We start from the raw sequence: 25,510 nt of genomic DNA, 5'->3' as shown, positions 1-25,510 counted from the left end.
ACTCGCTGCAGGAAAAAGTGGGCGACGGCGACAAGGGCGCTGCTCCTACCCCCCGAATGTTGCGGTCAGGCCGTGGGCGGCAAAGATAGCGATCACCCCTTCAAGGTCGGCGGTCGTCGGCGTGTACATCCCGGTCAGGTCGCGTTCCTGACCGAGCTTCAGATCCTTGCCCCGCGCCACGTCGTGGAAAGGGAGGAGGTTGACTTCCTTCTTCTCTCCCGCCAGTCCGGCGACAAAACGCGCGGTCGCCTCGATGTTGTCGTCGTCAAGATTGACGCCGCCGATGAGGGGGAGGCGGATCTGCACTGCTGCGCCGATGACCGCCAACTGTTGCAGGTTGGCAAGGATCAGAGTGTTGTCGACGCCGGTGTAGCGGCGGTGCCGTTCGCAGTTGATCAGTTTCAGGTCGTAAAGAAAGAGGTCGGTGTGAGCGGCGATCGTTTCGACGACCTCCCAGGGGGCGAGGCCGCTGGTATCGACGGCGCGATGAATCTGCTGCCGGCCGCAGGCGCGAAGAAACCCCCGCAAAAAGGGGGCCTGCAGCAGCGGTTCGCCGCCGGAACAAGTGACGCCGCCGCCGGAAGAGTCAAAGAGGTGGCGCTCCTTTTCGAGGAGGGCAAGGAGCTCGGCAACGCGGTAGGACCGCCCCGACAGCTGTGTCGCCAGGGTCGGGCAGGCCGCGGCGCAGCGACCGCAGAGGGTGCAGAGCGCCGGGTCAGTGACTATCCCCCCGCTGCTCAGGACACAGGCTCCACCCGGACAGCCCTTGACACACACGTCGCAACTGATGCACCGGGCAGCGGCATGAAGCTTCTGGATCTGCGGAGCAATGCTCTCGGGGTTGTGACACCAGCGACAGTGGAGCGGGCAGCCTTTGAAGAAGATCGTCGCACGAATCCCCGGACCGTCGTTGATACAGTAGCGCTTGATATCGAAGATCAGCCCCGATTCCATCCTCAGAACGATTCGTTTTCAGTGCGCTCGATCACTTCCTGCTGCAGATCGGCGTTCATGTCGTTGAAATAGTCACTGTAACCGGCCATGCGTACCAGCAGATCCTTATAGTCTTCCGGTGTCTCCTGCGCCGCCTTGAGGGTAGCGGTATCGACGATGTTGAACTGGATATGGTGGCCGCCAAGGGTAAAGTAGCTGCGCACCAATTGGCCGAGCCGGACGATGTCTTCGTCGCGCTTGAGCAGGTCCGGCAAAAAGCGCTGATTGAGGAGAGTCCCGCCGGACAGGGTCTGATCGAGCTTGGTCAGGGAGCGGATCACCGCCGTCGGGCCGTGGGTGTCGGCGCCGTGCGACGGCGAGGTGCCATCCGAAATCGACTTGCCGGCGAAACGACCGTTGGGAGTGGCCCCCAGCATCTTGCCGAAGTAGATGTGGCAGGTGGTCGAAAGCATATTGAGATGAAAACTCTCCCCCTTGACGTTCGGCTGGCCGTCGATGGCAGCGAGAAGATCGTTGTAGACCTGCACGGCGATGGCGTCGGCATAATCGTCGTCGTTGCCGAAGCAGGGGGTCTTGTTGACCAGCGTCTGCCGCAGAAACTCTTCGTTGGCGAAGTTGCTGGCCACGGCACTAAGCAGACGCTGCAGGGAGAAGGTCTGCGCCTCAAAGACGTGCTTCTTGAGAGCGGCCAGACTGTCGGTGATTGTCGCGAGGCCGGTGCACTGGATATAGTTGGTGTTGTAGCGCGGCCCGCCGTCGTAGTAATCCTTGCCCTTGCGGATGCAGTCGTCAATGACGACCGAGAGGAAGGGGGCCGGGGCATATTTGGCGAACATGCGGTCGATATAGTTGCTGACCCGCACCTTGGTGTCGACGATGAAGTGGAGTTGACGCAGGAAAGCAGCGTAAAGATCGTCGTAGCTGGCAAAGGTCAGCGGGTCACCGCTGGCGATCCCGGCCCTTTGGCCGGAGACCGGATCGATACCGTTGTTGAGGGTAATTTCCAGGATCTTCGGCACACTGAGGTAGCCGGTCAGGACGTAGGCCTCCTTACCGAAGGCACCGACCTCGATGCAGCCGCTGCACCCCCCTTCGCGCGCATCACGCAGATCCTTCCCCTGGCGCAGCAGCTCGACAATGTAGACATCGGGATTAAAGATCGACGGGTAACCGTGCCCCTGGCGGATCACCCGACAGGCGGCATGGAGAAAACGGTCGGGAGTCCTGGCGCTGATATGGACGGAACTCCCCGGCTGAAGGATGTGCAGCTCTTCGATGACTTCGAGCATCAGGTAGGAAACGTCGCTGACCCCGTCCCGGCCGTCGGCGGTGACGCCGCCGATATTGATGTTGGTGAAGTCGTTGTAGGTGCCGCTTTCGCGGGCGGTGATGCCGACCTTGGGGGGGGCGGGGTGGTTGTTGACCTTGATCCAGAAGCAGCACAGGAGCTCTTTGGCGGCTTCGCGAGTCAAGCTCCCGGCAGCGATCTCCCGCTGGTAGAAGGGGGCGAGGTGCTGATCGAAATGACCGGGATTCATGGCGTCCCAGCCATTAAGTTCAGTGATGGTGCCGAGATGGACGAACCAGTACATCTGGATCGCTTCGTGGAAGGTCTGCGGCGCATGCGCCGGGACGCGGCGACAGACTGCGGCAATCTTGCGGAGTTCAGCGGCGCGTTGCGGGTTCTTCTCTTCTGCCGCCAGAGATTCGGCGAGGTCGGCGTGGCGCCCGGCAAAGAGGATGACCGCGTCGCAGGAGATCTCCATCGCCTTGAGCTCCTCGAAGCGGTCGGTCGCTTCCGGATCGTTCAGGTAATCGAGGTCGGCAATCTGCGCAGCGATCTCCGCCTTGAAATCGAGCATCCCCTTTCGGTAGATCTTGCCGTCGAGGGCGGTGTGCCCCGGCGCCCGCTGCTCCATAAACTCGGTAAAGAGGCCGGCCTCGTAAGCAGCGCGCCACTCCGCCGGCACATGGCTGAAGATCCGTTCGCGGATTGTCCGTCCCTGCCAGTAGGGGATGACTTCCCGTGCATAGGTGGCGATATCGGCTTCGGCGATGGTGTAGCGTTGCTGCTCGCGGCTGTTGAGGACGCGGAAGTCCTCGACGCTGTGGCAGGTCAGCTCAGGGAAGGTCGGCACCGCCTTGGGAGCCGGGCCGCGTTCGCCGACGATCAGTTCGTCAGCGCCGAGATAAAGGGTCTTCTTCTCGCAGTGGTCAAAAAAATTACGGGCGCGCAGCACCGGGATCGAATCCTTGCCATAGTTCTCCCGGTAGAAAGCGGTTTCGTGCAGAGCGCGCTCGATAGAGAGGCTCGGTTCCGTCGTGACACTGAGCTGGCGCAGGCGCTGGATGCGCGGATTCATCCCCGGCAGTGCTGACGAAGCGGTGGTGTGATTCATGGGCTATCCATCCCCTTTTGGCAGGAAAATTTTACCTCAGTGCGACAGCAGGGTCGGGACGGTCATGCAGCGCAGGAGATGGCGGCCGACTTCACCGAGGGAGAGCTGCCCGCCGCGACGGCTCTGCGAATAGACACCGAGAACGATGAGGTCGGCACCGTGATCGCTGGCATAGTTGAGAATCTGGTCACCGACGCCGATAGCGTCAGGATAGAGGGTTCCACTCTCGGCGTTGATGCCGTGCCGCAGCAGGTGCTCGGCAAGGTTGCCGCTGAGGGGCTGGATGTGATCGTCACCGCGCCCCGTCGGGGCGGAGACTGCGGCCACCGCTTCGGCCCGATGCAGTAAAGGCAGGGCATCGTTGATCGAGCGCGCCGACTCCGGGCCGCTGCGCCAGGCGACCATGATCCGCCGGCCGATAACGGAAAAATCCCCGACATAAGGGACGACCAGGACCGGGCGGCCGCAACCGAGAATCACCCGGTCGGGGAAATCGTCGGGAAGGGAACAGCGATCTTCGTAGTCAAGCTGACCGATCACCAGCAGATCGCGATAATAGGCATGAATGATAACCGCCTCGGCGATAGCGAGACCGGAGGTGGCCGGGACGTGAATCCACTCGGTCGAGAGACCGGCGTTGGCTGTCGCCGCTTCGAAGAGCTCGCGCGCCGCCAGCGGCGCATCGGCCGTGGTCGAGACGCAGAAGGGGAAGAAGGAGTGATGCTCGACAAAGATGCCGGCAAGATGGGCATTGTGCTCCTGGGCGAGACGGATTGCGAGGTCAAGGCGGGCGGCGCTGCACTCGCGTTCATCGATGTGGACGAGGATATCCTTGATAGCCATGATCTTCTCCCTGCCTTACTTGTGCTTTCCCAGGTACGCTTCCTGAATCTTTTCCGACGCCAGTAACTCTGCCGCCGGACCACTCATGACGATCTTGCCGACTTCGAGGACATAACCACGATCGGCGAGTTTGAGGGCGGCCTTGGCGTTCTGCTCGACGAGAAGGACGGTGACGCCGGCATCGGCGATCTCGCGGATCTGCTTGAAGATCGCCTTGACCAGGATCGGGGCGATGCCGAGACTCGGCTCGTCGAGGAGGAGGAGTTCCGGCTTGCTCATCAGCGCCCGGCCGATGGCGAGCATCTGCTGTTCACCGCCGGAAAGGGTGCCGGCGAGCTGCTTGCGCCGTTCCTTCAAGCGAGGAAAGAGTTCGTAGATCCATTCCTGGGTCTTGGCATCGACACGCTTCTGTGTATAAGCGCCGAGCAGGAGATTCTCCTCGACAGTGAGGATACCGAAGACCTTGCGCCCTTCCGGCGAATGGCTGATGCCGAGGGAGACAATCTTGTGCGCCGGCAGGTTGTTGAGGTCATGCCCTTTGAAGAGGATCTCCCCGGCCTTCGCCTTGACCAGTTGGCTGATGGCGCGCATCGTCGTCGTCTTGCCGGCACCGTTGGCGCCGAGCAGAGTGACGACTTCGCCCTTGTGTACGTCGAGGGAAATCCCCTTGATGGCGGCGATGCTGTCGTAATTGATTTCCAGATTTCTGATCTCGAGCAGCACGTCACTCATCGTCGTCCTCACTCCCCAGATAGGCTTCGATCACCTCGGGATTGCGCTGAATCTCGGTCGGGGTCCCTTCCGCGATCTTCCCGCCGAAGTTGAGGACCGTCATATAATCGGTGAGAGCCATCACCAGCTCCATGTCATGCTCGATGAGGAGGATCGTCACCCCCATGGTCCGGATGCGCCGGATTGTGTCCTGCAGTTCCAGGGTTTCGCTGTCATTCAAACCCGCCGCCGGTTCATCAAGAATGAGGAGTTGAGGTTCCGCCGCCAGTGCCCGCGCCATCTCCACCTTGCGCTGCACGCCGTAGGGGAGACCGCCGACCGGGGTCGCCGCCTCGGCGCTCAGGTTGAAGAACTCCATGATCTCCCGGGTCTTGAGCCAGTTGGCCTTTTCGTCCCGGGCCGAAAAAGGGGTATGGATGATGCCGTGCCACATCCCCTGGCGGCTGCGGATATGGCGGCCGGCCATGATATTTTCGGCGACGCTCATCTGCGGAAAGAGACGGATGGTCTGGAAGGTGCGGACGATGCCGAGGGCGACGATGCGGTGCGGCGCCAGACCGGTGATCTCGGTGCCCCGCCACAGGATCCGCCCCTCTTCGGGTTTGTAGATGCCGGTGATATTGTTGAAGACCGTGGTCTTGCCGGCGCCGTTCGGGCCGATCACCCCATAGATCTGCCCCTCCTCGACAATCATACTGACATTGTCGACCGCGACCAGTCCGCCGAAGCGCTTGGTGACATTCTCAAGAATCAGCTGCCTGCCACTCATGACCGCTCCTCATAAAGATACTTGGGGAGTTTGCCGAACTTCGCCGGAAAGATGCCGCGCGGCCGCAGGATCATGGCGATGATCATGGCAAAACCGAAGACAAAGTAACGCCAGGTCGAAAACTCGCGGAAGATCTCGGGGACGACGAACATCAGAAAGACCCCCGTGAGCACGCCGGGGATCGACGAACCGCCGACGATGACGATGGCGAAGAAGAGGACCGACTGCATAAAGTTAAACGCCTCGGGGCTGACCGCCGCGTACTGGATGGCGTAGATCGAACCGGCGAGACCGGCGATACCGGCGCCGACCGCAAAGGCAAAGATCTTGTAGACACGGGCATTGATGCCGATCGCCGTCGCCGCCAGCTGATCTTCCCGCAGATAATGCAGAGCCCGTCCGGTCTTGCTGGTATCGAGGTTGTACATGATCCAGAAAGTAAGAAGAAGGGTGAGCAGCGCCAGATAGTAGATAGCGGTCTGGCTGCTGAGATCGATCCCGAAAAGCTTGAGGCTATCGATGCCGAAGATACCGTTCGGACCGCCGGTGAGGCCGAAGATGTCATTTTGCAGAGTCTGCACCAGCACGATGTTGAAACCGATGGTGGTGACGAGGAGATAATCGCCGCGCAGATGGACGATCGGTCCGGCGATGAGGACACCGAAGATGATCGGCACGATCACCGCCATCGGCAGGGTCCAGACGATCGAAATCTTCCAGGTGCTGTTCATGATCGCCGTGGTATAAGCGCCGAGGCCGAAGAAGAGGGCCTGCCCCATGTGAAACATCCCCCCCTTGCCGAGGATGATATCCTGGCTGAGCGCGACGATCGAGAAGATCAGGAAGGTAATGCCGACCGCCAGCCAGCGCGGATCGAGGAGCGCCGGCAGCAACAGCATCACGGAAATAAATGCGATATAACCGATACGATTACGCATGGGATCAGACCTTCTCCGCGACGCGCTCGCCCAGAATCCCGGTGGGACGGACGATGAGGATCGCGATCAGCAGAATAAACGTGTAGGCATCGGCCCAGGTGCTGGAGACGTAGCCGGCAATAAAAGCGTTAAAGAGGCCGAGGAGCATCCCGCCGAGCATGGCGCCGGGGATGTTGCCGATACCGCCGATGATCGCGGCGATAAAAGCGTTGAGCCCGTAGTTCCAACCCATGTTGAAGCTGATGCCGCGGTAGTACAGCGCGATGAAGAGACCGCCGATAGCGCCGAGGGCCGAACCGATTATAAAGATGGTGAGGATAATGCTGTTGACATTGATCCCCATCAGCCGGGCAGTATCCTGATCGATGGAACTGGCGCGGATCGCCGTACCGATACGGGTCTTTTCGACAAAGAGATACAGGGCGACCATGAGCAGACAGGACAAGCCGAGGATCAGGACCTGAATAAAGCTGATCATGACGCCGCCGATCTCCCAGGTGATCGCGGGGATGAGGTCGCCGGGGAAGATCAAGGGGCGCGGCCCCCAAAGGAGCATGATGCCGTTCTGGATCACCAGGCTGGCACCGAGGGCCGAAACCACCGCACTGAGACGCGGCGCCGAGCGCAGAGGACGATAAGCGACCCGCTCCAGGGTGACGCCGACGATCGAGACGATCAGCACGGTCGCGGCGAAGACAATGATGACACCGCTCCAGGTGATGGCAGCCCCGCCATGGACGATCTTGCTATAAACGGCCAGACCGACAAAGGCGGCGAAAGCGACGAGATCGCCGTGGGCGAAGTTGATCAGCCGCATTACCCCGTAGACCATGGTGTAACCAAGGGCCACCAGCGCATACATGCTGCCGATCGTCAGGCCGTTGACCAGCTGTTGGAGAAAAGTTTCCATAATCGGCACAATCCCATGGGAGAATTTTAAACCCGGAGCTTCCCGGATAAGACTTCAGGAGCCGACGCGCAGTCGGCTCCTGAAGGTATACCATCTTAGCTATCCGTTCAACATCTCTGCTGATTACTGCTTGTGCGCGACTTTGTAGCTGCCGTCCTTCTGGATCTCGAAGGCCATGTAGCTGCTGCCGACGCGCTCGCCGTTTGCGGCAAAAGCGAGAGGACCGGTGATACCGGGATAAGGGGTTTTCATGTTGTGCAGGAAATCGGAGGCCTTCTTGGTGTCGGTGCTTTTGTTCTGCTCCATGGCGTAGAGAAAGACACGCATGCCGTCGGCATTGAGCAGGGTCCAGATGCTCGGCGGCATCTCGTTGTACTTGGCCTTGTAAGCAGCAAGATATTCCTTGGCCACCGGGTAAGGGAGCATCTCCGGGGTCGGGACGTTGACGATATAGGCCCCGGCCGCGGCCGGACCGGCGAGCTTGACAAAGTCGGGGTTATCGTTGGCATCGCCGCCGATAAAGTCGGCCTTGATGCCGAGCTGCACCTGCTGCGAGCGGAGGAGTCCACCGTCGGTATAGTAGCCGGCAAAGAAGATCGCGTCCGGTTTCTTCGCCTTGATGTTGGTCAGGACCGGGGTAAAGTTCTGGGCATTCGCCTTGATCTTCTCATAAGCAACGACGTTGCCGCCGGCCGCCTTGATCGCGGTGATCGCCGCATCGGCGAGGCCGGTGGCGTAGCTGGAAAAGTCAGAAATAACAACGATATTCTTGTATTTCTTGTGCTTGACCATGTAGTCGGCAACATAGAATCCTTCAGCGCTGTTCGGGAAGGAGTTGCGGAAGAAAGTCCAGTAGCCGTTCTTGGTCAGAGAATCGCTGGTGCCGTCGGAGGTCTGCAGGACGCCGGCGTCGAAGTAGGTCTTCTGGGCCGCTTCGGCACAGGTCGAGGTGTAGGAGCCGATCACCATCTTGACCCCCTTGTTGACCAGATCCTTGGCGCAGATCGCCGCCTTCATCGCCGTCCCTTCATCGTCACAGGAGATAACTTCGATCTTCTGGCCGAGGACGCCCCCCTTGGCATTGTACTGCTCTGCCAAAAGTTTCACCGCTTTATCGATCCCCTGCCCTTCGCTGGCATACTCGCCGGTGATCGGGGCCTGCACGCCGACCTTCAGGGTTTCGGCGCCGGCAACTCCGGCCAGACAGAAACAGGGGACGGCCACAACCGCCAACAACTTAGTCCATCTCTTCATGCGCTCTTCTCCTCTTTAAGTGGATTGATCCCTCCCGGCCAGATGCCGGGGGCAGGGACATCGGGAATTATGACCTACTTTTCAGTCAAAGAAAAGTGAAGTTTGGGCCCGCTGAAAAAGCACTGTTAACCACCCGGCTTCATCCCGAGCATCTGGCGCAGGGCATGCCGGGCGATATCGGGATTCTCGCGCAGCCGGCGCTTCGAGTAAGGGAGCCAGGCCGCACCGTAAGGGACATAGATACGCAGGCGGTGGTCGGCATCAAGGATGATCTGGCGCAACTCTTCATCAACGCCGAGGAGCATCTGGAATTCGTACTGATCGCGCCGCAGTTCGTACTTGTCGATCAGCTGCAACGCCTCAAAGACGAGTTTTTCGTCGTGCGTGGCAATGCCGACGTACCCCTTTTTGGCAAGGATCTTGTCAAGACAGTGGACGTAGTTCCGGTTGATCGTCGCCGGATCCTTGTAGGCGGCCGTGCGCGGCTCACGATAGATCCCTTTACAAAGACGAAAATTCATCGGCGCGTCGCTGAGCTGGTCGATATCGGCCGGGGTGCGGCGCAGATAGGCCTGAAGGACAACCCCGACATGGCCGGGGAATTCGGCGCGCAGCCGGCGATAAAAGTCGAGGGTAGCGTCGGTTGTGGGGATATCCTCCATGTCGATCCGTACAAAATTGCCCAGTTCTTTGGCGCGAGCGACGATCTCACGGATATTGGCGAAACAGAACTCCTGGTCAAGGAGGAGCCCCATCTGCGTCGGCTTGATCGAGAGGTTGGCGTCGAGCCCTTCGGTTTTGATCGCCTGAAGCACGGCGAGACACTCCTCCTTGAAGCCGGTGGCTTCATCTTTGCGGGTGATGAACTCGCCGAGGACATCGATGGTCGCCATCATCCCCTTGCCGTTCAGTTCGCGGGTGACGCGGACGGCATCATTAAGGACTTCGCCGGCAATGTAGCTGCGGGCGAAGAAGCCGACAATCGGGCCGGGGACGTGCATGATCGTCTTGGAGACGAGAAAATTAAAGAGAGACATAGGGTGACAACCTCGTGTGCGAGTCAAAAAAGCCCCCTCTTCCCCAGAAGGGGGAGAAGAGAGAAGAGGGGGAAAGAGAAATCAGCTTACGGTTCGGCCATGAAGGGGTAGTCGATCGACTCGGGCGGAGCAAAGTTCTCTTTGATCGTCCGCGCCGAGGTCCAGCGGAAGAGGTTGAGAATACTCCCGGCCTTATCGTTGGTGCCGGAGGCGCGGGCGCCGCCAAAGGGCTGCTGTCCGACAACCGCGCCGGTCGGCTTGTCGTTGATGTAGAAGTTGCCGGCCGCATTCTCCAGCTTCTTCAGCGCCAGCGAGACCGCTCCCCGCTCCCGGGCAAAGACCGCGCCGGTGAGAGCGTAAGGAGACGTCTGGTCGCAAAGCTCCAGAGTCTCTTCGTACTGCGCATCCTCGTAAACATAAAGGGTCAGCACCGGGCCGAAGATCTCCTCTTCCATCGTCTTGAAGTGGGGATCGCTGGTCACAATCACCGTCGGCTCGATAAAGTAGCCCTTGCTGTCGTCACAGCCGCCGCCGATGAGAATCTCGGCATCCGCAGCGCTACGGGCAAAGTCGATGTAGGCGCGAATGCTGTTAAAGGCTTTCCTGTCGATGACCGCATTAAAGAAGTTGCTGAAGTCGCAGACATCACCCATGCGGATCGAGGAGACGACCTCAACCAGCCGGGCACGAACCGCCGGCCAGAGGGAACGGGGGATATAAGCTCGGGACGCGGCCGAGCACTTCTGCCCCTGATACTCGAAGGAACCGCGCACCAGACCGGTGACCACCGCCTCGACCGACGCCGAGGCGTGCACCATGATGAAATCCTTGCCGCCGGTCTCGCCGACAATGCGCGGATAGGACTTGTAGTTGGCAATATTTTCGGCAATCGTCCGCCACATCTCGTGGAAGACGCCGGTACTGCCGGTGAAGTGGATGCCGCCGAGATCGCGGTCGGCAAAGCAGCGGGGGCCGACGACCGGTCCGGAACCGGGGACAAAGTTGATCACCCCGGCAGGGAGGCCGGCCTCTTCGAGAAGCTTCATGAAGTAGTAGTTGGAGTAGACCGCCGTTGTCGCCGGTTTCCAGACCACGGTATTCCCCATGATCGCCGGGGAGGTCGGCAGATTGCCGCCGATGGCGGTGAAGTTGAAGGGGGCGACAGCAAAGACGAAGCCTTCGAGGGGACGGTGCTGGAGCATGTTCCAGATCCCCGGCGAAGAGTACATCGGCTGCTCGCGATAAATCTGCTGAGCAAAGTAGACGTTGAAGCGGAGGAAGTCGATGAGTTCGCAGGCCGAATCGATCTCCGCCTGATAAGCGCTTTTGCTCTGGCCAAGCATGGTCGCGGCGTTGAGCAGGAAGCGGTACTTGCCGGCGAGGAGATCCGCCGCCTTGAGGAAGATCGCGGCGCGTTCTTCCCAGCGCAGCTCCGCCCACGCTGCCTTCGCCGCCATCGCCGCGGCAATCGCCATCTCCACTTCCTTGGCGCCGGCGAGGTGACAGATCGCCAGGACATGGCCGTGATCGTGCGGCTGCACCACCTCGATGGTCTTGCCGGTCCGAACCTCTTTGCCGCCGATGATCAGCGGGATCTCGATACGCTGGGACTTGAGCCGGGCCAGTTCCGCCTTGAGTTTGACCCGCTCGGGGCTGCCGGGGGCATAAGCGAACTGCGGTTCATTAACCGGAACAGGGATATTGATTGTGGCGTTATTGAAGAGATACACGTGACACCTCGCAGGTTGGTTGTTGTCGATACAAGACAGACATAGCAACAGGCGCGCCAAGGGCGGCAGCTACCGAAAAAAACCGACGATAGCACGCAGAACAAAGCATAGCAGGCAGGGGATATTTGTCCACAACCTCCTATAATTATTTATTTTCAGTAGAAAGCTGACAAATCGGCAGGGGCACAGCAGGACGAAGGGAGAGATAGAGAAAGGGGCGGGCTTGTCACGATTTTATTCAGAAATGAATAGTCGGGGAGTTCAGACCCCGCTCAATCTGATCCCGTACTTTTGCAGGCGGCGGGCCACGGTCGGCTGGCTCACCCCCAGCGCTGCCGCCAGGGCGGCCTGGCTGGCATGACGGGCCACGGCGCGCAGCAGCACGGTCCGTTCGATACTGTCGAAGATCTGCGCCAGAGTCATCCCTTCCGGCCAATCGAGGAGATCACCCTCGACGCCACTGACCCGCTCGACAATCGTACTCGGCAGATCGCTGAGATCGACGAGTTCCGTCTCGGACATGACCACCAGCCGCTCGCAGATGTTCATCAATTCACGAACATTTCCCGGATAGGGGTATGCCAAAAGCGCGTCGGAGGCGGCGCGGGTCAAACGTTTGTGAATGCCGTGGCGCTCGCCGAAGAGGTCGAGATAATGCCGCACCAGCGGCAGGATGCAGTCCTTGCGCTCCCGCACCGCCGGTACGACAATCGGGATGACATTGAGGCGGTAGAAGAGATCGAGGCGAAAACGCCCCTGCTTCACCATTTCATCAAGATCCCGGTTGGTGGCGGCGAGGATCCGGACATTCACCGTCCGCCCCCTGGTGTCGCCGAGGCGGGTGATGCGGCCGTCTTCGAGAAAACGCAACAGCTTCACCTGCGACGGCAGCGGCAGCTCGGCGACTTCATCAAGAAAGAGAATACCGCCGTCAGCGAGTTCCAGATGTCCCGGCTTACTCCCCTGGGCGCCGGTAAAGGCCCCCTTTTCATAACCGAAGAGCTCCGATTCGATCAGCGACTCAGGGATAGCGCCACAGTTGATCTTGATCAGCGGCTGGGTGGAGCGCCCGGAATATTTATGGATCAATTCGGCAAAGAGCCCCTTACCGACCCCGGACTCGCCGAGGATAAGGACGGAAGAAGCGGCCGGCGCCACCTTTATCGCCTGGTTGAGCGCCTTGATCATACTCGGGCTCTTGGCGATAATTTTCTGCGCCTCCAGCTCCGCCTGCTGCATCTGCAGCATCTGCTGGCGGAATTCATCCTTGATCGCCCCCTGCTCTTCGAGCTGGCGCTGCAGGGCGTCGATGCGGGTGATGTCGCGCTCGCTGACCACGACGCGGATCACTTCGCCGCAGCCGTCAAAGACCGGCGTGGCGATGGAGATGAGCTTGCGGCCGTCCTTGTTCTGCAACAGGCTGACGACACTCTTGCTCTGCAGCGCTTCGTAAGCAGCGGAGCGGTCGATGAAACCCTCGCGCATGAGATCGACCATGTTACGGCCGACGATCTCATGCGCCGCAACGTTGTGAATCCGCTCCGAAGCCGGATTCATGCGGATGACGTTGGCCTGCGCATCACAAACAAAGAGCCCGTCCGACGAGGAGTCGATAATGGTGTCATGTTCGCGGCTCAGCTCCTGCAAGTCGCGCAGCGGGCCGGCCGGGAGAGAACAGCTTGGCTGGGTATCATTCATGCGGATAATCCTTGAGGCAATGGGGAGACCAAAAAGACTATACACAAATGAATAGACTTATTCAATACTGCATAAATTATGACAAAGAAAAGGCCGCTCCAGTGTCGGGCGGCCTTTTCTTTGATGAATTCCTCACTGACTCGCCCAGGGCGACCCACCGGGTCGCCCCTACGGGATCCTACTTCTTCTCCCCCAGCTCACGGGAACGGCGGGCGGCGCAGGAGACCGCCTCCATCAAGGTGGCGCGCAGCCCTTTTTCTTCCAGCACCCGCACCGCGGCGATTGTCGTCCCGGCCGGAGAACAGACCTTGTCGCGCAGCATCGCCGGATGTTCGCCACTCTCTTTAAGGAGGTGGGCAGCGCCGAGGACGGTCTGGATCGCCAAAGCCAGGGCGGTATCGCGGGGCAGCCCTTCCTGCACGCCGCCATCAGCCATGGCTTCGATGACCGTAAAGATATAAGCGGGGCCGGAGCCGGAAAGGCCGGTCACCGCATCGAGCTGCTCTTCACTAACGAGACGGACGATACCAAAGGTTTCAAAGAGACGCCGGGCATAAGCGAGATCGTCCGGGCCGGCAAAACGGCCGCGGCACAGGCCGGCCGCCCCTTCCCCGACCAGGGCCGGCGTGTTGGGCATGGCGCGCACCACCCGCGGCGAGCCGCCGAGAATCCCTTCGAGCGTCGACGTCGCCACTCCGGCGAGGATCGAGATCAACAGCTTGTCCGCTGTGAACTCAGCAGCAAAAGGGCTGAGAACTGCATCGACGATCTGCGGCTTGATCGCTAAAACGATGATATCGCAACCGCGCACCACCTCCAGATTCTCTTCGGTGGCGGCAACACCGTATCGTTCCGTCAAAAAGCGGCGGCGCGGCTCGCTCGGGTCGGAAATAATGATCTCCGCCGCCGGATACCCCCCCTTGATCAACCCCTTGACAAAGGCCTCCGCCATATTGCCGCCGCCGATAAAACCGATCCTGCCGTAACTGCGCATCGTCATTTTTTCCTTTCCTGCCCTGCTCCTGAATTTGACCTTTATGTAAAGCGTAACCTGCCCGACTGTCAAGGAAATCAGCAAAGGGGCAGAGATAGCTGCAGAGCCCTTTTCCCTAACACCAAAGCATATGGCAGCATTGACCCAAAGGGGGGCCCATTAGCTTTACTTATAGACATATAAGAATAAATAGTTTAGACAAAATTCCTAGTTCGGTTTAATATTTGCAGGATTTCTTTATCGATCCGGGATTACTTTTAGTCCCACCGGCCTTGGAGAGCGCAAGGAGCGCAAGATGATAGAACAACGCATTCTCGCTGTTGATGATGAAAAGCTCATTCTCTGGTCACTGGTCACCACTTTGAGCAAGGTTGGCTACACTGTTGAAGGGGCCGGTTCTGCAGCCGAGGCCCGGAGCAAATTCAAAGCATTCCGGCCCGACCTCGTCCTCCTCGATCTCCGTCTGCCGGACGGTTGCGGCCTTGATCTGCTGCGTGAGTTCCGCGAAAAAGACGAAGATCTCACCGTGATCATGATCACCGCCGATGCCCATGCCGACACCGCGGTGCAGGCGCTGCAGTTCGGGGCCGAGGATTTTATCGGCAAACCCTTCAACCTCGAGACGATGAAGCATACCGTCCATCAGGTCTTCGAAAAGAAACTTTTGCGCAAACAGGTCGACAGTCTGCGCCGGGGATTGCGGAAAAAGAGTGAGAGCGACCAGTTGATCGGCAACTCCCGCAAGATGATCGATCTGGTCAAAATGGTCCACGGCTGCGCCAAAAACGATTGCCGCACCGTCCTCATCCTCGGAGAAAGCGGCACCGGCAAAGAGTTGGTGGCGCGCGCCATCCACCAGTACAGTGCCCGCGCCGATGATCCCTTTCTCGGCATCAACTGCGCCGCCATTCCGGAAAATCTCCTCGAAAACGAACTCTTCGGCCACGAAAAGGGGGCCTATACCGATGCCTCGAACCGGCAGAAGGGGATCTTCGAACTCGCCGAAGGCGGAACCGTCTTCCTCGACGAGATCGGCGACATGCCGCTGGCGATGCAGGCGAAGATTCTCCGGGTCATCGAAACCAAACATTTCAGCCGTCTCGGCGGCAAGGAAGATCTCCAGGCCAATGTGCGCATCCTCGCCGCGACCAACCAGGATCTCCCGGCCATGGTCCGGGCCGGCCGCTTCCGGGCCGACCTCTTTTACCGCCTGAACGTCATCAGCCTCCCCCTCCCCCCCCTGCGCGAGCACAAGGAAGATATCCCCAAGACCGTCGACTACTTCATCTCCCGCCTCAATGAAGAGTACGGGCGCAATGTCGAGGGGATCTCCGCCGAAGCCCTGGAAGATCTGATGCGCTACGACTGGCCGGGGAATGTGCGCGAGCTGCGCAATGCCGTCGAGCGGGCGATGATGCTCGAGAACTCCCGCCAGCTGAGCGCAAATTTTCTCCCCTGCGAAATCCGCCTGAACGCGCTGGCGACGTGCGAGGAAAGGACCGCGGCGGTCAGCCAGACCCAGTCCGGGCGGCTCATTTTGCCGCAAGACGGGATCAGTCTCGAAGAAGTCGAAAAGGAGTTCATCCTCCAGGCGCTGGAGCGCTACCAGGGGAATCAAAGCAAGGCCGCCCGCTGTCTGCACATGAGCCGCGACACCCTGCGCTACCGGATGAAGAAATTCGGCATCGGCGAAGACGAGCCCCAACATATTAACCCGCGCAGTGCCACAGCGGACGAATCTTTGTCCGGATATCGGCAGTGCGGCTGAGCCGCGCAGCTGGAGAACATTCATGAACGTTCGTCCCTCCCTGCTCCTGCCGCTCCTCCTCCTGGCGCTGCTGACCACCCCCCCGGCCCTGAGCCGGGCGGCAGATTGTCTGACCGCCGGCTGTCACCCTCAACTCGACGTTCAGAAGAACCAGCACCAGCCCTTTGCCGACCAGGAATGTGACGCCTGCCACCGCCCGCTGCCGGGGGCCCATCCGGACAAAAATGTTGCCAACTTTGAACTGGCCGCCAAAGGAGCAGAGCTCTGCTGGCAGTGCCACGACGATGCCCCGGCCCGCCAGGCCTATCTGCACGGCCCGGTGGCGGTCGGTCAATGTACTGCCTGCCACGATCCGCACCGCTCCGCGGAAAAGAAGCTCCTGAAAAAACCGGTACGCCAGCTCTGTCTTTCCTGCCACGTCGATTTTCGCGCCATCGACCAGGCCAAAGTCACCCACCCGCCGGTGCGCGAAGAAGCCTGCACCGCCTGCCATCAACCGCACGGCTCCCCTGCGCCCAACCTTTTGGCCAGCGAACAGCCCGGCGTCTGCATCAAGTGCCACGACCGCATCGGCAGCACCATGGAGAAGGCCAAGACCAAACACCCCCCCCTTTATGGCAAAAACAGCTGCGGCGGCTGCCACTCCTCCCACTATTCCGATCAAGCCGGGCTTCTGGCCTTTGACCAGCAGACCCTCTGCCTGACCTGCCACGGCAAGGGGGGAAGCGGCAGCAGAAAATTGCGGAACATCGCCGCCGATCTGGAAAAAAAGAAGTTCCTGCACGGTCCTGTCCAGGAAGGTCAATGCGACGCCTGCCATGCACCGCACGGCTCCGATTCCTTCCGTCTCCTCAACGGCCCCTATCCGGACAGCTTTTACGCCCCTTACAAATCCGGCAGCTACGATCTGTGCCTGCAGTGTCACGAAAAGAACCTGCTGCGCTATCCGGAAACCTCCATCTACACCAAATTCCGCAACGGCAAGCAGAACCTGCACTACCTGCATGTCGCTGATCCGCGCAAAGGGCGTTCCTGCCGCGCCTGTCACGAAGCGCACGCCAGCGAGGGCGAGAAGCTGATCAGCCTCGAAGGGAGCAAGTTCGGCGACTGGAAAATCCCGGTGCGCTTTGCCAGCACCCCGAGTGGCGGCAGCTGCGCCCCCGGCTGCCACCGCGAGCTCGGCTACGACCGGGAAACGCCGGTCGACTACGCCAAATAAACAGAAAACCGGCCCTGCCCCCGGCTGGGCAATTCATGGCAAATCCCCCACCTGGATTGATGAGTCGGGGCAAATGCCCCAACCAATAAGAGAGTAAAGGCCCGACCAATTCTACGGCACAATCAGCAACTACTTGATTTTGAAAGAGTTAATATGGCAACCATTGTATCAGCCGAGCCTGGCATCATGGTTGCAATAAAAAAGTTCCGATGCCGGTTTCTTTTGGGGAGAAGCTGGCATCCCTTTCCGACCGGTTGTGCTGATCTTTATTGTCTGCACCGTGGGCCGGGAAGGAAGATCCGGAGAGAAGAGCCAACGCACGTTTAAACAGACGAGTACCATCACAATGCGAAACTAAATCTTCTGGAGGAACTATCCGTGAAAAAAATTCTTTTGACTGCCCTTATCCTGTCCTTCGCCAGCAGCGCGTTCGCCGGCGTCGTAGGCTCCAAACACGACATTCCCGCAACGTATCCCACCGCTGCCGGCGTGGCTGCTGAAGCGGCCAGCAATGGCTTGAACCAGACCCGCATCTGCGGTTACTGCCACACCCCTCACCATGCCAATCTCGATGCCGCCGACCAGGGCCTCCCCCTGTGGTCGCGTGCAACTGTCGATGCCGGCACCTACGCCAACTATGACTCCTTCACTCTGGATGGCGGCTTAAGCGACGCAGGCATCGGTTCTTCCTGGCTGTGCCTTTCCTGTCATGACGGCTCGACTGCCGTCGATGCCCACTACAATTTTGCCGGCAATGCCCTCCTCACCGGCGACGGCTATGGTGATCCTGCCATCGGTGCAGCCGGCGACCTGACCAACGACCATCCGATCGGCGTCAACATGGTTGATGCATTCGCCGCAGAGCAGACTAATATCCTTAATCCCCTAAGTAGCGGCCTGTTCGATCCGACCACGCAGGAATTCTTAAACAACACGAAAGTAGCAGGCATGACCATCGATAAATTCCTCTATAACGGCGAGTTTGTCACCTGCGCTTCCTGTCATGACGTACACAACAAGGACGTCGTAGACGGCCCGTACATGCTTTACGCAGCTTACGGCGATTCGGACATCTGTCTGTCCTGCCACAACAAGTAAGCTCAGCTTCAGACATTGCTTGACCCAAAGCCGCCGGCGATTGCCGGCGGCTTTTCTATAAGCAGATGCACGCGCCTCCGCCGCTATAGAATTTCTCACGAGGATGGAGGGAGTGTTCGGTTTGCCAGGCTCATTAATTCTTGATTTCCATTAACTTTTCATTGTATATAAAGTTTCGCATGTTCCTGCTCCAGCTTGATCCTTCGCCATCGCCCTGGCACTCCGCCCGGGCACAACGCCAAAAACGGGGCCACGCTGTGGGAATGAACAGTTGGGATCCGGCCAAAAGAACAACAATTTCGGCGCTCTTTCCCCTTGCAAGGCAAAACGGGCAACGACTATCATCGTCCCGGTTCAGTATGTATGGCAATCGACCTCCAGCGATGACAGGAAGGAAAACCCGATGATCTTCACCCCTCCTCCAAGAAAAAGCACGGCCTTATTACCGTCACTCCTGCTACTCCTTTTCCTCACGGCCTGCGCCCCCGCGGTCAAGCCGCAGCTCGAAGTCTTCTGGCCTCCGCCGCCGGATGAACCCCGTATCCAGTTTTTGACCGGCTTCAGCGACGCCAAGGATCTCCAGGGCAAGGCCGCATTCTCACTGATTTCCCTGGCGACGGGGGAGCAACAGGAGTTGCTCATTGATAAACCCTTTGGTTTGGCAGTCGGGCCGGGGAAGATCTATGTTTCCGACACCCCCAAGGGCAAGGTCTGGATCATCGATCTCGAAAAGCGCAGCATGGCGCCGCTGCCGGGTAATTTCAGCCGGGGCAAGCTCTCCAAACCGACCAATCTGGCTCTCGACGCTGAAGGCAACCTGTATGTCGCCGATACCGGTCGCAAGGAGGTGGTGCTCTTCGACCCCCAGGGCAACTACCTCAACGCCTTTGGCCCCCGCCAGCAAATCACCATGAAACCGGTCGACATGGCGGTGGATGGCGAGCGCCTATACGTTGCCGACATGGACGCCAGCGAGGTAAAAGTACTCGACCGGCGCAGCGGCAAGCTCCTCGACACCCTGAAAGGAGATGAAACTTCTGCCACCGACTTTATCTCCATGCCCCTTTCCCTGGCGGTCAGCACCAAAGGAGAGATCCATGTGACCAACGGCGGCACCGGTCGGGTGCTGCGCCTCGACCGTGATGGCCATGTCCTCCATGCCTTTGGCGGCATGGGCAGAAGCTGGGGCGCCTTTGCCCGGCCCCGCGGCATCGATGTCGATGACGAAGGGAAGCTGGTTGTGGTCGATGCCGGCCATGGCAACGGCCAGATCTTCACCAATGACGGTCAACTCCTCATCTTCTTCGGCGAGCCCGGCCACCCCGGCGGCTCGATGACCTTGCCGGCCGCGGTCGTCATCACCCGTGACAACCTCGACTATTTCCGCCCGTTCGCTGCCCCTGATTTTGAGCTGGAGCAGTTGATCTTCGTGACCAACCAGTACAGCGTCAAATCCAAGGTTGGCGTCTACGGCGTCGGCAAGATGAAAGATTCTGCCGCCAAGATCAGCCCATGAAGAAGCCCGCCCGCCGGGTCAGTAACGGCCGGCGAGCGGCCCTGCTTCTCTGCCTTTGTTTGCTGCCGCTCCTCTTTGGCTGCGACGCCGGCCGCCGCCACTGGGTGCTCTCCACCCTCTTTGACGGCTTCCCCCGCCTCCCGCCGGCCGAGGAATATTGTCAGGATTACGCCAGCCAGCTCGCCATTGCAGCGCCGGGCGATGCCGCCGGCGACCCCCTCCCCGGCCAAGGCAAAAGCAAAGGTTCCCAACATCTCCCCTTTGCTGAAAAGCGCTGTAACGATTGCCATGCCTTCGAAAAGCCCGGCGGCCTGCTTCTACCCGCTCGGGAACTCTGCTTTCTTTGTCACGTTGATTTCATCCAGGGGTCAGCTGTGCATGGTCCGGTGGCGGTCGGCGATTGCCTGGCTTGTCATCACCCTCACAACTCCGCCCACCCGACCCTTCTCCTGCAGGACAAGGACAGCCTGTGCAGCAAGTGTCATCAGGAAAAGCGCCTCGCTGGTCGCATGCACTCGCAGCTGCAGGAAAAGGGTATGCACTGCAGCGACTGCCATAACCCCCATTTCGGCCAGACCGAATACTTCCTTGAGTAAGGAGAAGGAGCGCATTGCGATTTTACCGCCCCTCTGCCTTGCTTCTCCTTTTTTTTTGCCTTTGTGCCGCCGACTGCCTGGCTGCACGCGGCGCACTGCTGCGTCTGGGCGCCCTGCAGCAATGGCTCGATCTCACTTACGAGTATGACCATAAGGACCGCAACAGTTCGTCCGACGAAACTGGTCACCGTTTTGAAGAGCGCTTCACCTTGCAGGGCAAGTATCTGATCATCGGGCCGCGCTTCTGGGAGGGTGATTTCAAGCTCGGTCTCGGCCTCGAGCAGGAGTGGTCCGAACAGGCTTCGGGCCGACGCCAGGAAGAGGACAGCCGCTTCATCGACTACCGGGTGAACGGAATTATCCTATCCCACAAGCCGGTCGGGGGCGCTTTCAACGCTTCGTCCCGAACCGTGCGGCGCGATCAGCTCAATTCCCCTGACTACGATCTGCGCACCGACCGCTACGGGCTCTCCCTTGCCGTGCGCAACAAAATTCTGCCTTCCCGCCTCGATTATTTCCTCACCACCGCCGAAACCGACGGTCTCGGCCGCGACCGCAGCACCACGACGAATCAACTGCGGATCCTGACCCGCCATTATCAAGGCCCCAGCCGCAGCGAGCTAAGCGTCCGTTTTGCCCGGGTCAGCACCGACTTTTCCGGGGCAAGTGAAGCGCTGACAACCAGAACCTCCGATCTCAACCTCGACAACGAGCTGCAGTTCGGGTCGCTCCTGCGGCCGGCGACCCTCGACTCGCATCTCTTTTACCAACTCGAAATGAGTGAAACCGAGAAAAAACGCCTTGCCTGGACGGAAAACCTCGATTGGCGCCTCGGTCGCGCATTGACCAGCGGGGTGCGTTACAGCTTGACCAATATCGAACGCACCACCTCCGGCGTACTGCAGGACAGTACCGCTCATGCCGCCAATGCCTTTATCCAACACCGGCTGATTCAAAGCCTGTTCAGCCGGCTGCAGCTTACCGGGCAGAAACTTGAGACCAACGACGGCCAACAGGACGACTGGCGACTCGGTCTTGATCTATCCTATCTCAAAAAGCTCAGCCGCCAGTACACGCTGACCCTGGGCCTTGGTGGCAGCTATGGCATCACCGATCGGCAATTTGCCACTGGACTGCGCAGCGTTAGCGGGATCAGCCTGGTCGTGCAGGACGTGGATAATTTCCTCCCCGATAGCGCTATTTTAACGGAAACTATAGTGGTGCACAGTGCCGATGATCCCGGCACCGTTTATCTCGAAGGGGCCGATTACCAGCTCCTGGTCAGCGATACCCTGACCGAGATCATTATCCCGCCGGGGAGCATGATCGCGACGGGGCAGGTCCTCTCCATCGACTATCAGCACCTCCTCGACCCGACGATCCGCTTTGCCACCCGCACCTTTAAGAGCAACGCCTCCCTCAATTTCCAGGGGAATCGCCGCCAGCTCTTTTACCAGTTCAGCAAATCCTGGCAGGAGCGTCTCTCCGGGGAGGCCAGCAGTCTGACCCTGAGCGATAACTGGACCCTGCGCGCCGGGCTGCGCGGCCAGGAAGGGCCCCACCGCTTCAGCCTGACCTACGGGATACTGCGAACCGAGAGCAACGCTTCCGACTTCATCGAAGGCCTTTGGAATTACACGCAAAAGATTCTGCAGGGGCAATGGGGGGTGCAACTGAACGATACCTACACCTGGTACCAGGAGGTGCCGGGAAGTCATCGGGGAGATTACCAGAACAACAGCTTCCATGCCTCGACCTCCTACCGCCAGAACTTCGGTAACCAGTCGCTGAGCGGCCGCGCCTTTTATATCAATGCCCAGGGGCGCAACAGCAGCCGCGAAAAACTCGGCATGGAAGTAGATTATACGGTCGTCTATGGCAAAAGCCGGCTCTCGCTCCTGTCCGGGGTCGACTGGCGCCATGAGAATGGTCGCGATACCCGCTCCGAACGCCTGATGCTGCGCTTGCGGAGGTTTTTCTGATGCGAACTGTTCTTCTCTGGATGCTTGCCGGTCTGCTGCTGACCTCCTGCCTGCGCGGCCCCACCCCGCCGGGCGGTGCCGGGACAGAACTCCTCTGGCCCCCCCCGCCGGAATCGCCTCGCATCCAGTGGCTGCAGGAGATCCGCACCCCCGGCGATCTTGACATCAAGCCGGGCTTCTGGCGCCGACTCGGCAACCTCGCCTTCGGTGCCCGGGAAGAACAGCTGGTGCGCCCTTACGGCATCCTTTCCGACCCGCAGGGACGGCTGCTGGTCGCCGACACCGGCGGCAGGACGCTGGAAATTTTTGATGTCAAAGCCGGGAAACACCATCGCCTCGGCCGACAGAACGGGCCAATGCTCCTCTCTCCCCTCGGCTTGACCAGCGACCCGCAGGGACAGATCTACCTCACCGACTCCACCGCCGGCGAGATCTACCGCCTGCAAGCGGACGGCACCCTGAATTCCTGGGCCACCGGACTGCTGCGCCCCACCGGCATCGTCTTCAACCCGCGCACCCGGCTTATCTATGTCACCGACACCGCCGCCCATCAGATCGTCGCCTTCAACAGCCAGGGGGTGGAGATTTTCCGCATCGGCAAGCGCGGGGCGAAGGTCGGGGAATTGAACTTCCCCACCGATCTGGCGGTCGACCATGAAGGGCAGCTCCTGGTCACCGACGCGCTCAACGCCCGCATCCAGATCTTTTCACCGGAAGGCGCGCCGGTCAGCGCCTTCGGCCAGGCCGGCGATGTCCCCGGCACCCTGGCCAAGCCCAAGGGGCTGGCGGTCGACAGCGACGGGCATATCTACGTCTGCGATGCCCAACAGGATCAGGTGCAGATCTACGATGCTGCCGGACAATTTCTCCTCTCCTTCGGCCGCAGCGGCCAGGGCCCCGGCGAGTTCTGGATGCCCTCCGGAATCTGGATCGATGCCGGGGACCGGATTTATGTGACCGATGCTTTCAACCGGCGCATCCAGGTCTTTCAATATCTGGAAGCGCCACGCACCAAAGGGGACAACAAGTGATGAAAAGGTCTCTCTGCGCCGCGAGCGCCCTCCTGCTACTCCTGCTACTCCTGCTACTCCTGCTCGTCGGCGCCCCCTGCGGCCGCGCTGAAACGATCCTGTTCTCGCTGCACAATCTTTCCAGCAGCGGCCCGGGCGAACCGGGGGTGAGTCAAGCCACCGATCAGGACCAGGTCTGTGTTTTCTGCCATGTCCCCCATCACAGCTCCCAGCCGGTGCCGCTCTGGTCCCGCCCCGACCCCGATCCGACCGGCAGCAAATATACCCCCTACAGCTCGCCGGGGACGGGGTTAGGCGCAGCCCCCGGCCAGCCCCAGGGCGGTTCCCGACTCTGTCTCTCCTGCCATGATGGCTCTATCGCCCTGGGGATGCTGGCCAACGGGCCAATCTCCAACCTCGGAGCTCTGCCCGCCGGACACCGCGCCAACCTGAGTGCCGACCTCTCCGACGACCATCCGATTTCTTTTCCCTACACCGCGACGCTGGCTGAAAATGACGGAGAACTCGCCTTCCCTGACGAGCTGCCGGGCGAGTTCAAGCTGGAGCACGGCGTTAATCTCGAATGCCGTACCTGCCACGATCCGCATAACAACTCCTTTGGTAAGTTTTTGGTGAAGAGCAATGAAGCCTCCGGCCTTTGTGTCACCTGCCACCTCAAGGAAGGCTGGGCTAGCGCCACGCATGCTGTTGATGCCCTGGCAGTCCCGGCCTGCGCCAACTGCCATCTCCCGCATCATGCCGGCGGCTCCTGGCTGACCAAAGGCAGCGAAGAAGAGACCTGCCTGGTCTGCCACCGGGAAAGTGGCGGGGCCGCTGATATTGAAACACTGGTCCTCAACGCCAACTCCGCACATCGCGTCATCACCAGCACCGGGGTACATACGCCGTCGGAAGATCCCACCACGGCCGCGCCCCATGTCGAGTGCAGCGATTGTCACAATTCTCATGCCGCCAACAACGACGCGCCGCTGGGTGCCGGCATGGTTTCCGGCCGTAACCGGGACGTCAAGGGGGTCGATGCTTTAGGCGCCCTGCAGGAAGTGGCCACCTACGAATACGAAATCTGTTTCCGCTGCCACGCGCAAAACGCCTTTGATCCGGGCACCGCCATCGCCCGGCAGATCCAGCAGGTCGACCAGGCGCAGCGCTTCAGCGACCAGAATCCTTCTTTTCACCCGGTTCTCGCCCCCCGCAATGCCGGCATCCCCGGGCTGCTGAGCCCCTACACCTCGGCCAGCGTGATCGCTTGTACCGACTGCCACAATAGCGACAAGGGGAAACGGGCCGGCTTCAGCGGCCCGGACGGGCCGCACGGCTCCGATTACGCCCCCCTGCTGATCGCCGAATACCAATCCGGGAATGGGCTCCTCCCCTACGTACAAGACAACTTCGCCCTCTGTTTCCGCTGCCATGATCCCCTCGATCTCTATAACAGCAGCATTTCAGGGTTTGTCGACCAGCACAGCAATCACGTCCAGCAGCAGGGGATCTCCTGCTCGGTCTGCCACGATCCGCACGGTATCCCCTGGCAGGATGTAACTAACGACAGCAATCACCAGCGGCTGATCAATTTTGACACCGACGTGGTAACCGATCCCGCTGCCCGCTTCGACCGAGGGCTGCGCAACTGCTACGTCGGCACCTGTCACAGCGACGGGACAACAAGAAGTTACTAAAGGGGGGAGATTTTGCGGGTTTTATCACCCAGCACTGGGGCAAACCACCCAGTCCTCCCCTCTTTTTACCGTAAAATAAATTCTAATAGCTCCAGTAAAATCTTTAATAGCTTTCTAATCTATTGATTTTTATCTTCTCTTTCCCCTCATCACGACCCTTCCCCCTCTTACCGCCAAATCAGGCATCTCCCGTGCATAAGTGCAGGACTGGCTATTCTCTTCACTGTAGTACCTGATTCTTCCGACTGCATCCCCAAAATGGAGCCGGAGACAAAGAACCAGGGTAGAAGGTTCAACGGCATCGCTGCATAATGCGTGATTCCGGCAACATCCCTTCAATCGGCCGACCTTCAGGACGACCGGAAC

The 25,510-nt window shown here is 59.9% G+C and carries 20 protein-coding genes; 8 read left to right on the top strand and 12 right to left on the bottom strand.

Annotated features, from left to right (window positions below; all coding sequences use genetic code 11):
* Positions 1 to 45 precede the first annotated feature (45 nt).
* From CVU69_09155 to proC, 12 genes are all read right to left on the bottom strand, one after another.
* A complete protein-coding gene (locus CVU69_09155; protein PKN12101.1) occupies positions 46 to 954 on the bottom strand; it encodes a glycyl-radical enzyme activating protein in 909 nt (302 codons plus the stop codon).
* Between the two features lie 2 nt (positions 955 to 956).
* On the bottom strand, positions 957 to 3,353 hold the full coding sequence (locus CVU69_09150) for a formate C-acetyltransferase/glycerol dehydratase family glycyl radical enzyme (GenBank protein ID PKN12100.1): 2,397 nt from the start codon (positions 3,351 to 3,353) through the stop codon (positions 957 to 959).
* Between the two features lie 36 nt (positions 3,354 to 3,389).
* Complete coding sequence (locus tag CVU69_09145; protein ID PKN12099.1) at positions 3,390 to 4,196, bottom strand: universal stress protein; 807 nt, start codon at positions 4,194 to 4,196, stop codon at positions 3,390 to 3,392.
* Positions 4,197 to 4,211: 15 nt separating this feature from the next.
* A complete protein-coding gene (locus CVU69_09140; GenBank protein ID PKN12098.1) occupies positions 4,212 to 4,928 on the bottom strand; it encodes an ABC transporter ATP-binding protein in 717 nt (238 codons plus the stop codon).
* The gene (locus tag CVU69_09135) at positions 4,921 to 5,697 is read right to left on the bottom strand and encodes an ABC transporter ATP-binding protein (protein PKN12097.1); all 777 of its coding nucleotides are present in this window, start codon (positions 5,695 to 5,697) and stop codon (positions 4,921 to 4,923) included. Before CVU69_09135 ends, CVU69_09140 begins: the two co-directional genes overlap by 8 nt.
* Complete coding sequence (locus CVU69_09130) at positions 5,694 to 6,635, bottom strand: branched-chain amino acid ABC transporter permease (protein PKN12096.1); 942 nt, start codon at positions 6,633 to 6,635, stop codon at positions 5,694 to 5,696. The genes CVU69_09135 and CVU69_09130 overlap by 4 nt, the downstream gene beginning before the upstream one ends.
* Positions 6,636 to 6,639: 4 nt before the next feature.
* Positions 6,640 to 7,545: a branched-chain amino acid ABC transporter permease gene (locus CVU69_09125; protein ID PKN12095.1), complete on the bottom strand. Its 906-nt coding sequence runs from the start codon at positions 7,543 to 7,545 to the stop codon at positions 6,640 to 6,642.
* A 123-nt stretch (positions 7,546 to 7,668) separates the two neighbouring features.
* Complete coding sequence (locus CVU69_09120; GenBank protein ID PKN12094.1) at positions 7,669 to 8,799, bottom strand: branched-chain amino acid ABC transporter substrate-binding protein; 1,131 nt, start codon at positions 8,797 to 8,799, stop codon at positions 7,669 to 7,671.
* A gap of 125 nt (positions 8,800 to 8,924) precedes the next feature.
* On the bottom strand, positions 8,925 to 9,836 hold the full coding sequence (locus CVU69_09115; protein PKN12093.1) for a proline dehydrogenase: 912 nt from the start codon (positions 9,834 to 9,836) through the stop codon (positions 8,925 to 8,927).
* 86 nt (positions 9,837 to 9,922) lie between these two features.
* The gene (gene pruA, locus CVU69_09110) at positions 9,923 to 11,566 is read right to left on the bottom strand and encodes a 1-pyrroline-5-carboxylate dehydrogenase (GenBank protein ID PKN12092.1); all 1,644 of its coding nucleotides are present in this window, start codon (positions 11,564 to 11,566) and stop codon (positions 9,923 to 9,925) included.
* A 261-nt stretch (positions 11,567 to 11,827) separates the two neighbouring features.
* Complete coding sequence (locus CVU69_09105) at positions 11,828 to 13,264, bottom strand: Fis family transcriptional regulator (protein PKN12091.1); 1,437 nt, start codon at positions 13,262 to 13,264, stop codon at positions 11,828 to 11,830.
* A 178-nt stretch (positions 13,265 to 13,442) separates the two neighbouring features.
* On the bottom strand, positions 13,443 to 14,258 hold the full coding sequence (gene proC / locus CVU69_09100) for a pyrroline-5-carboxylate reductase (protein PKN12155.1): 816 nt from the start codon (positions 14,256 to 14,258) through the stop codon (positions 13,443 to 13,445).
* A 295-nt stretch (positions 14,259 to 14,553) separates the two neighbouring features.
* On the opposite strand from proC, the gene CVU69_09095 reads away from it, so the two are divergent.
* The 8 genes from CVU69_09095 (at position 14,554) to CVU69_09060 (ending at position 25,144) form a co-directional block, all read left to right on the top strand.
* The gene (locus CVU69_09095; protein ID PKN12090.1) at positions 14,554 to 16,026 is read left to right on the top strand and encodes a DNA-binding response regulator; all 1,473 of its coding nucleotides are present in this window, start codon (positions 14,554 to 14,556) and stop codon (positions 16,024 to 16,026) included.
* A 22-nt stretch (positions 16,027 to 16,048) separates the two neighbouring features.
* Positions 16,049 to 17,245, top strand: a complete 1,197-nt coding sequence (locus CVU69_09090) for a cytochrome C (protein ID PKN12089.1) — start codon at positions 16,049 to 16,051, stop codon at positions 17,243 to 17,245.
* Positions 17,246 to 17,623: 378 nt separating this feature from the next.
* Positions 17,624 to 18,343, top strand: a complete 720-nt coding sequence (locus tag CVU69_09085; protein ID PKN12088.1) for a hypothetical protein — start codon at positions 17,624 to 17,626, stop codon at positions 18,341 to 18,343.
* A 403-nt stretch (positions 18,344 to 18,746) separates the two neighbouring features.
* Positions 18,747 to 19,859 carry a hypothetical protein gene (locus CVU69_09080; protein PKN12087.1) on the top strand — a complete coding sequence of 371 codons (1,113 nt, stop codon included), beginning with the start codon at positions 18,747 to 18,749 and terminating at the stop codon, positions 19,857 to 19,859.
* Positions 19,856 to 20,455, top strand: a complete 600-nt coding sequence (locus CVU69_09075) for a cytochrome C (protein ID PKN12086.1) — start codon at positions 19,856 to 19,858, stop codon at positions 20,453 to 20,455. Before CVU69_09080 ends, CVU69_09075 begins: the two co-directional genes overlap by 4 nt.
* Before the next feature lie 14 nt (positions 20,456 to 20,469).
* The gene (locus CVU69_09070) at positions 20,470 to 22,437 is read left to right on the top strand and encodes a hypothetical protein (protein PKN12085.1); all 1,968 of its coding nucleotides are present in this window, start codon (positions 20,470 to 20,472) and stop codon (positions 22,435 to 22,437) included.
* Positions 22,437 to 23,468 carry a 6-bladed beta-propeller gene (locus tag CVU69_09065; GenBank protein ID PKN12084.1) on the top strand — a complete coding sequence of 344 codons (1,032 nt, stop codon included), beginning with the start codon at positions 22,437 to 22,439 and terminating at the stop codon, positions 23,466 to 23,468. The genes CVU69_09070 and CVU69_09065 overlap by 1 nt, the downstream gene beginning before the upstream one ends.
* Complete coding sequence (locus tag CVU69_09060) at positions 23,468 to 25,144, top strand: cytochrome C (GenBank protein ID PKN12083.1); 1,677 nt, start codon at positions 23,468 to 23,470, stop codon at positions 25,142 to 25,144. The genes CVU69_09065 and CVU69_09060 overlap by 1 nt, the downstream gene beginning before the upstream one ends.
* The last annotated feature ends 366 nt before the right edge of the window (positions 25,145 to 25,510 follow it).

Source organism: Deltaproteobacteria bacterium HGW-Deltaproteobacteria-4 (genome assembly GCA_002841765.1).
Classification (GTDB): Bacteria; Desulfobacterota; Desulfuromonadia; order Desulfuromonadales; family UBA2197; genus UBA2197.
The sequence above is the reverse complement of the archived record's forward strand: the minus strand, read 5'-3'. Positions and strand labels throughout refer to the sequence as shown.

Coding starts and splice junctions, on each gene's coding strand:
- CVU69_09155 (PKN12101.1), bottom strand. CDS start 954: ATGGAATCGGGGCTGATCTTCGATATCAAGCGCTACTGTATCAACGAC.
- CVU69_09150 (PKN12100.1), bottom strand. CDS start 3,353: ATGAATCACACCACCGCTTCGTCAGCACTGCCGGGGATGAATCCGCGC.
- CVU69_09145 (PKN12099.1), bottom strand. CDS start 4,196: ATGGCTATCAAGGATATCCTCGTCCACATCGATGAACGCGAGTGCAGC.
- CVU69_09140 (PKN12098.1), bottom strand. CDS start 4,928: ATGAGTGACGTGCTGCTCGAGATCAGAAATCTGGAAATCAATTACGAC.
- CVU69_09135 (PKN12097.1), bottom strand. CDS start 5,697: ATGAGTGGCAGGCAGCTGATTCTTGAGAATGTCACCAAGCGCTTCGGC.
- CVU69_09130 (PKN12096.1), bottom strand. CDS start 6,635: ATGCGTAATCGTATCGGTTATATCGCATTTATTTCCGTGATGCTGTTG.
- CVU69_09125 (PKN12095.1), bottom strand. CDS start 7,545: ATGGAAACTTTTCTCCAACAGCTGGTCAACGGCCTGACGATCGGCAGC.
- CVU69_09120 (PKN12094.1), bottom strand. CDS start 8,799: ATGAAGAGATGGACTAAGTTGTTGGCGGTTGTGGCCGTCCCCTGTTTC.
- CVU69_09115 (PKN12093.1), bottom strand. CDS start 9,836: ATGTCTCTCTTTAATTTTCTCGTCTCCAAGACGATCATGCACGTCCCC.
- CVU69_09105 (PKN12091.1), bottom strand. CDS start 13,264: ATGAATGATACCCAGCCAAGCTGTTCTCTCCCGGCCGGCCCGCTGCGC.
- proC (PKN12155.1), bottom strand. CDS start 14,258: ATGCGCAGTTACGGCAGGATCGGTTTTATCGGCGGCGGCAATATGGCG.
- CVU69_09095 (PKN12090.1), top strand. CDS start 14,554: ATGATAGAACAACGCATTCTCGCTGTTGATGATGAAAAGCTCATTCTC.
- CVU69_09090 (PKN12089.1), top strand. CDS start 16,049: ATGAACGTTCGTCCCTCCCTGCTCCTGCCGCTCCTCCTCCTGGCGCTG.
- CVU69_09080 (PKN12087.1), top strand. CDS start 18,747: ATGATCTTCACCCCTCCTCCAAGAAAAAGCACGGCCTTATTACCGTCA.
- CVU69_09075 (PKN12086.1), top strand. CDS start 19,856: ATGAAGAAGCCCGCCCGCCGGGTCAGTAACGGCCGGCGAGCGGCCCTG.
- CVU69_09065 (PKN12084.1), top strand. CDS start 22,437: ATGCGAACTGTTCTTCTCTGGATGCTTGCCGGTCTGCTGCTGACCTCC.
- CVU69_09060 (PKN12083.1), top strand. CDS start 23,468: ATGAAAAGGTCTCTCTGCGCCGCGAGCGCCCTCCTGCTACTCCTGCTA.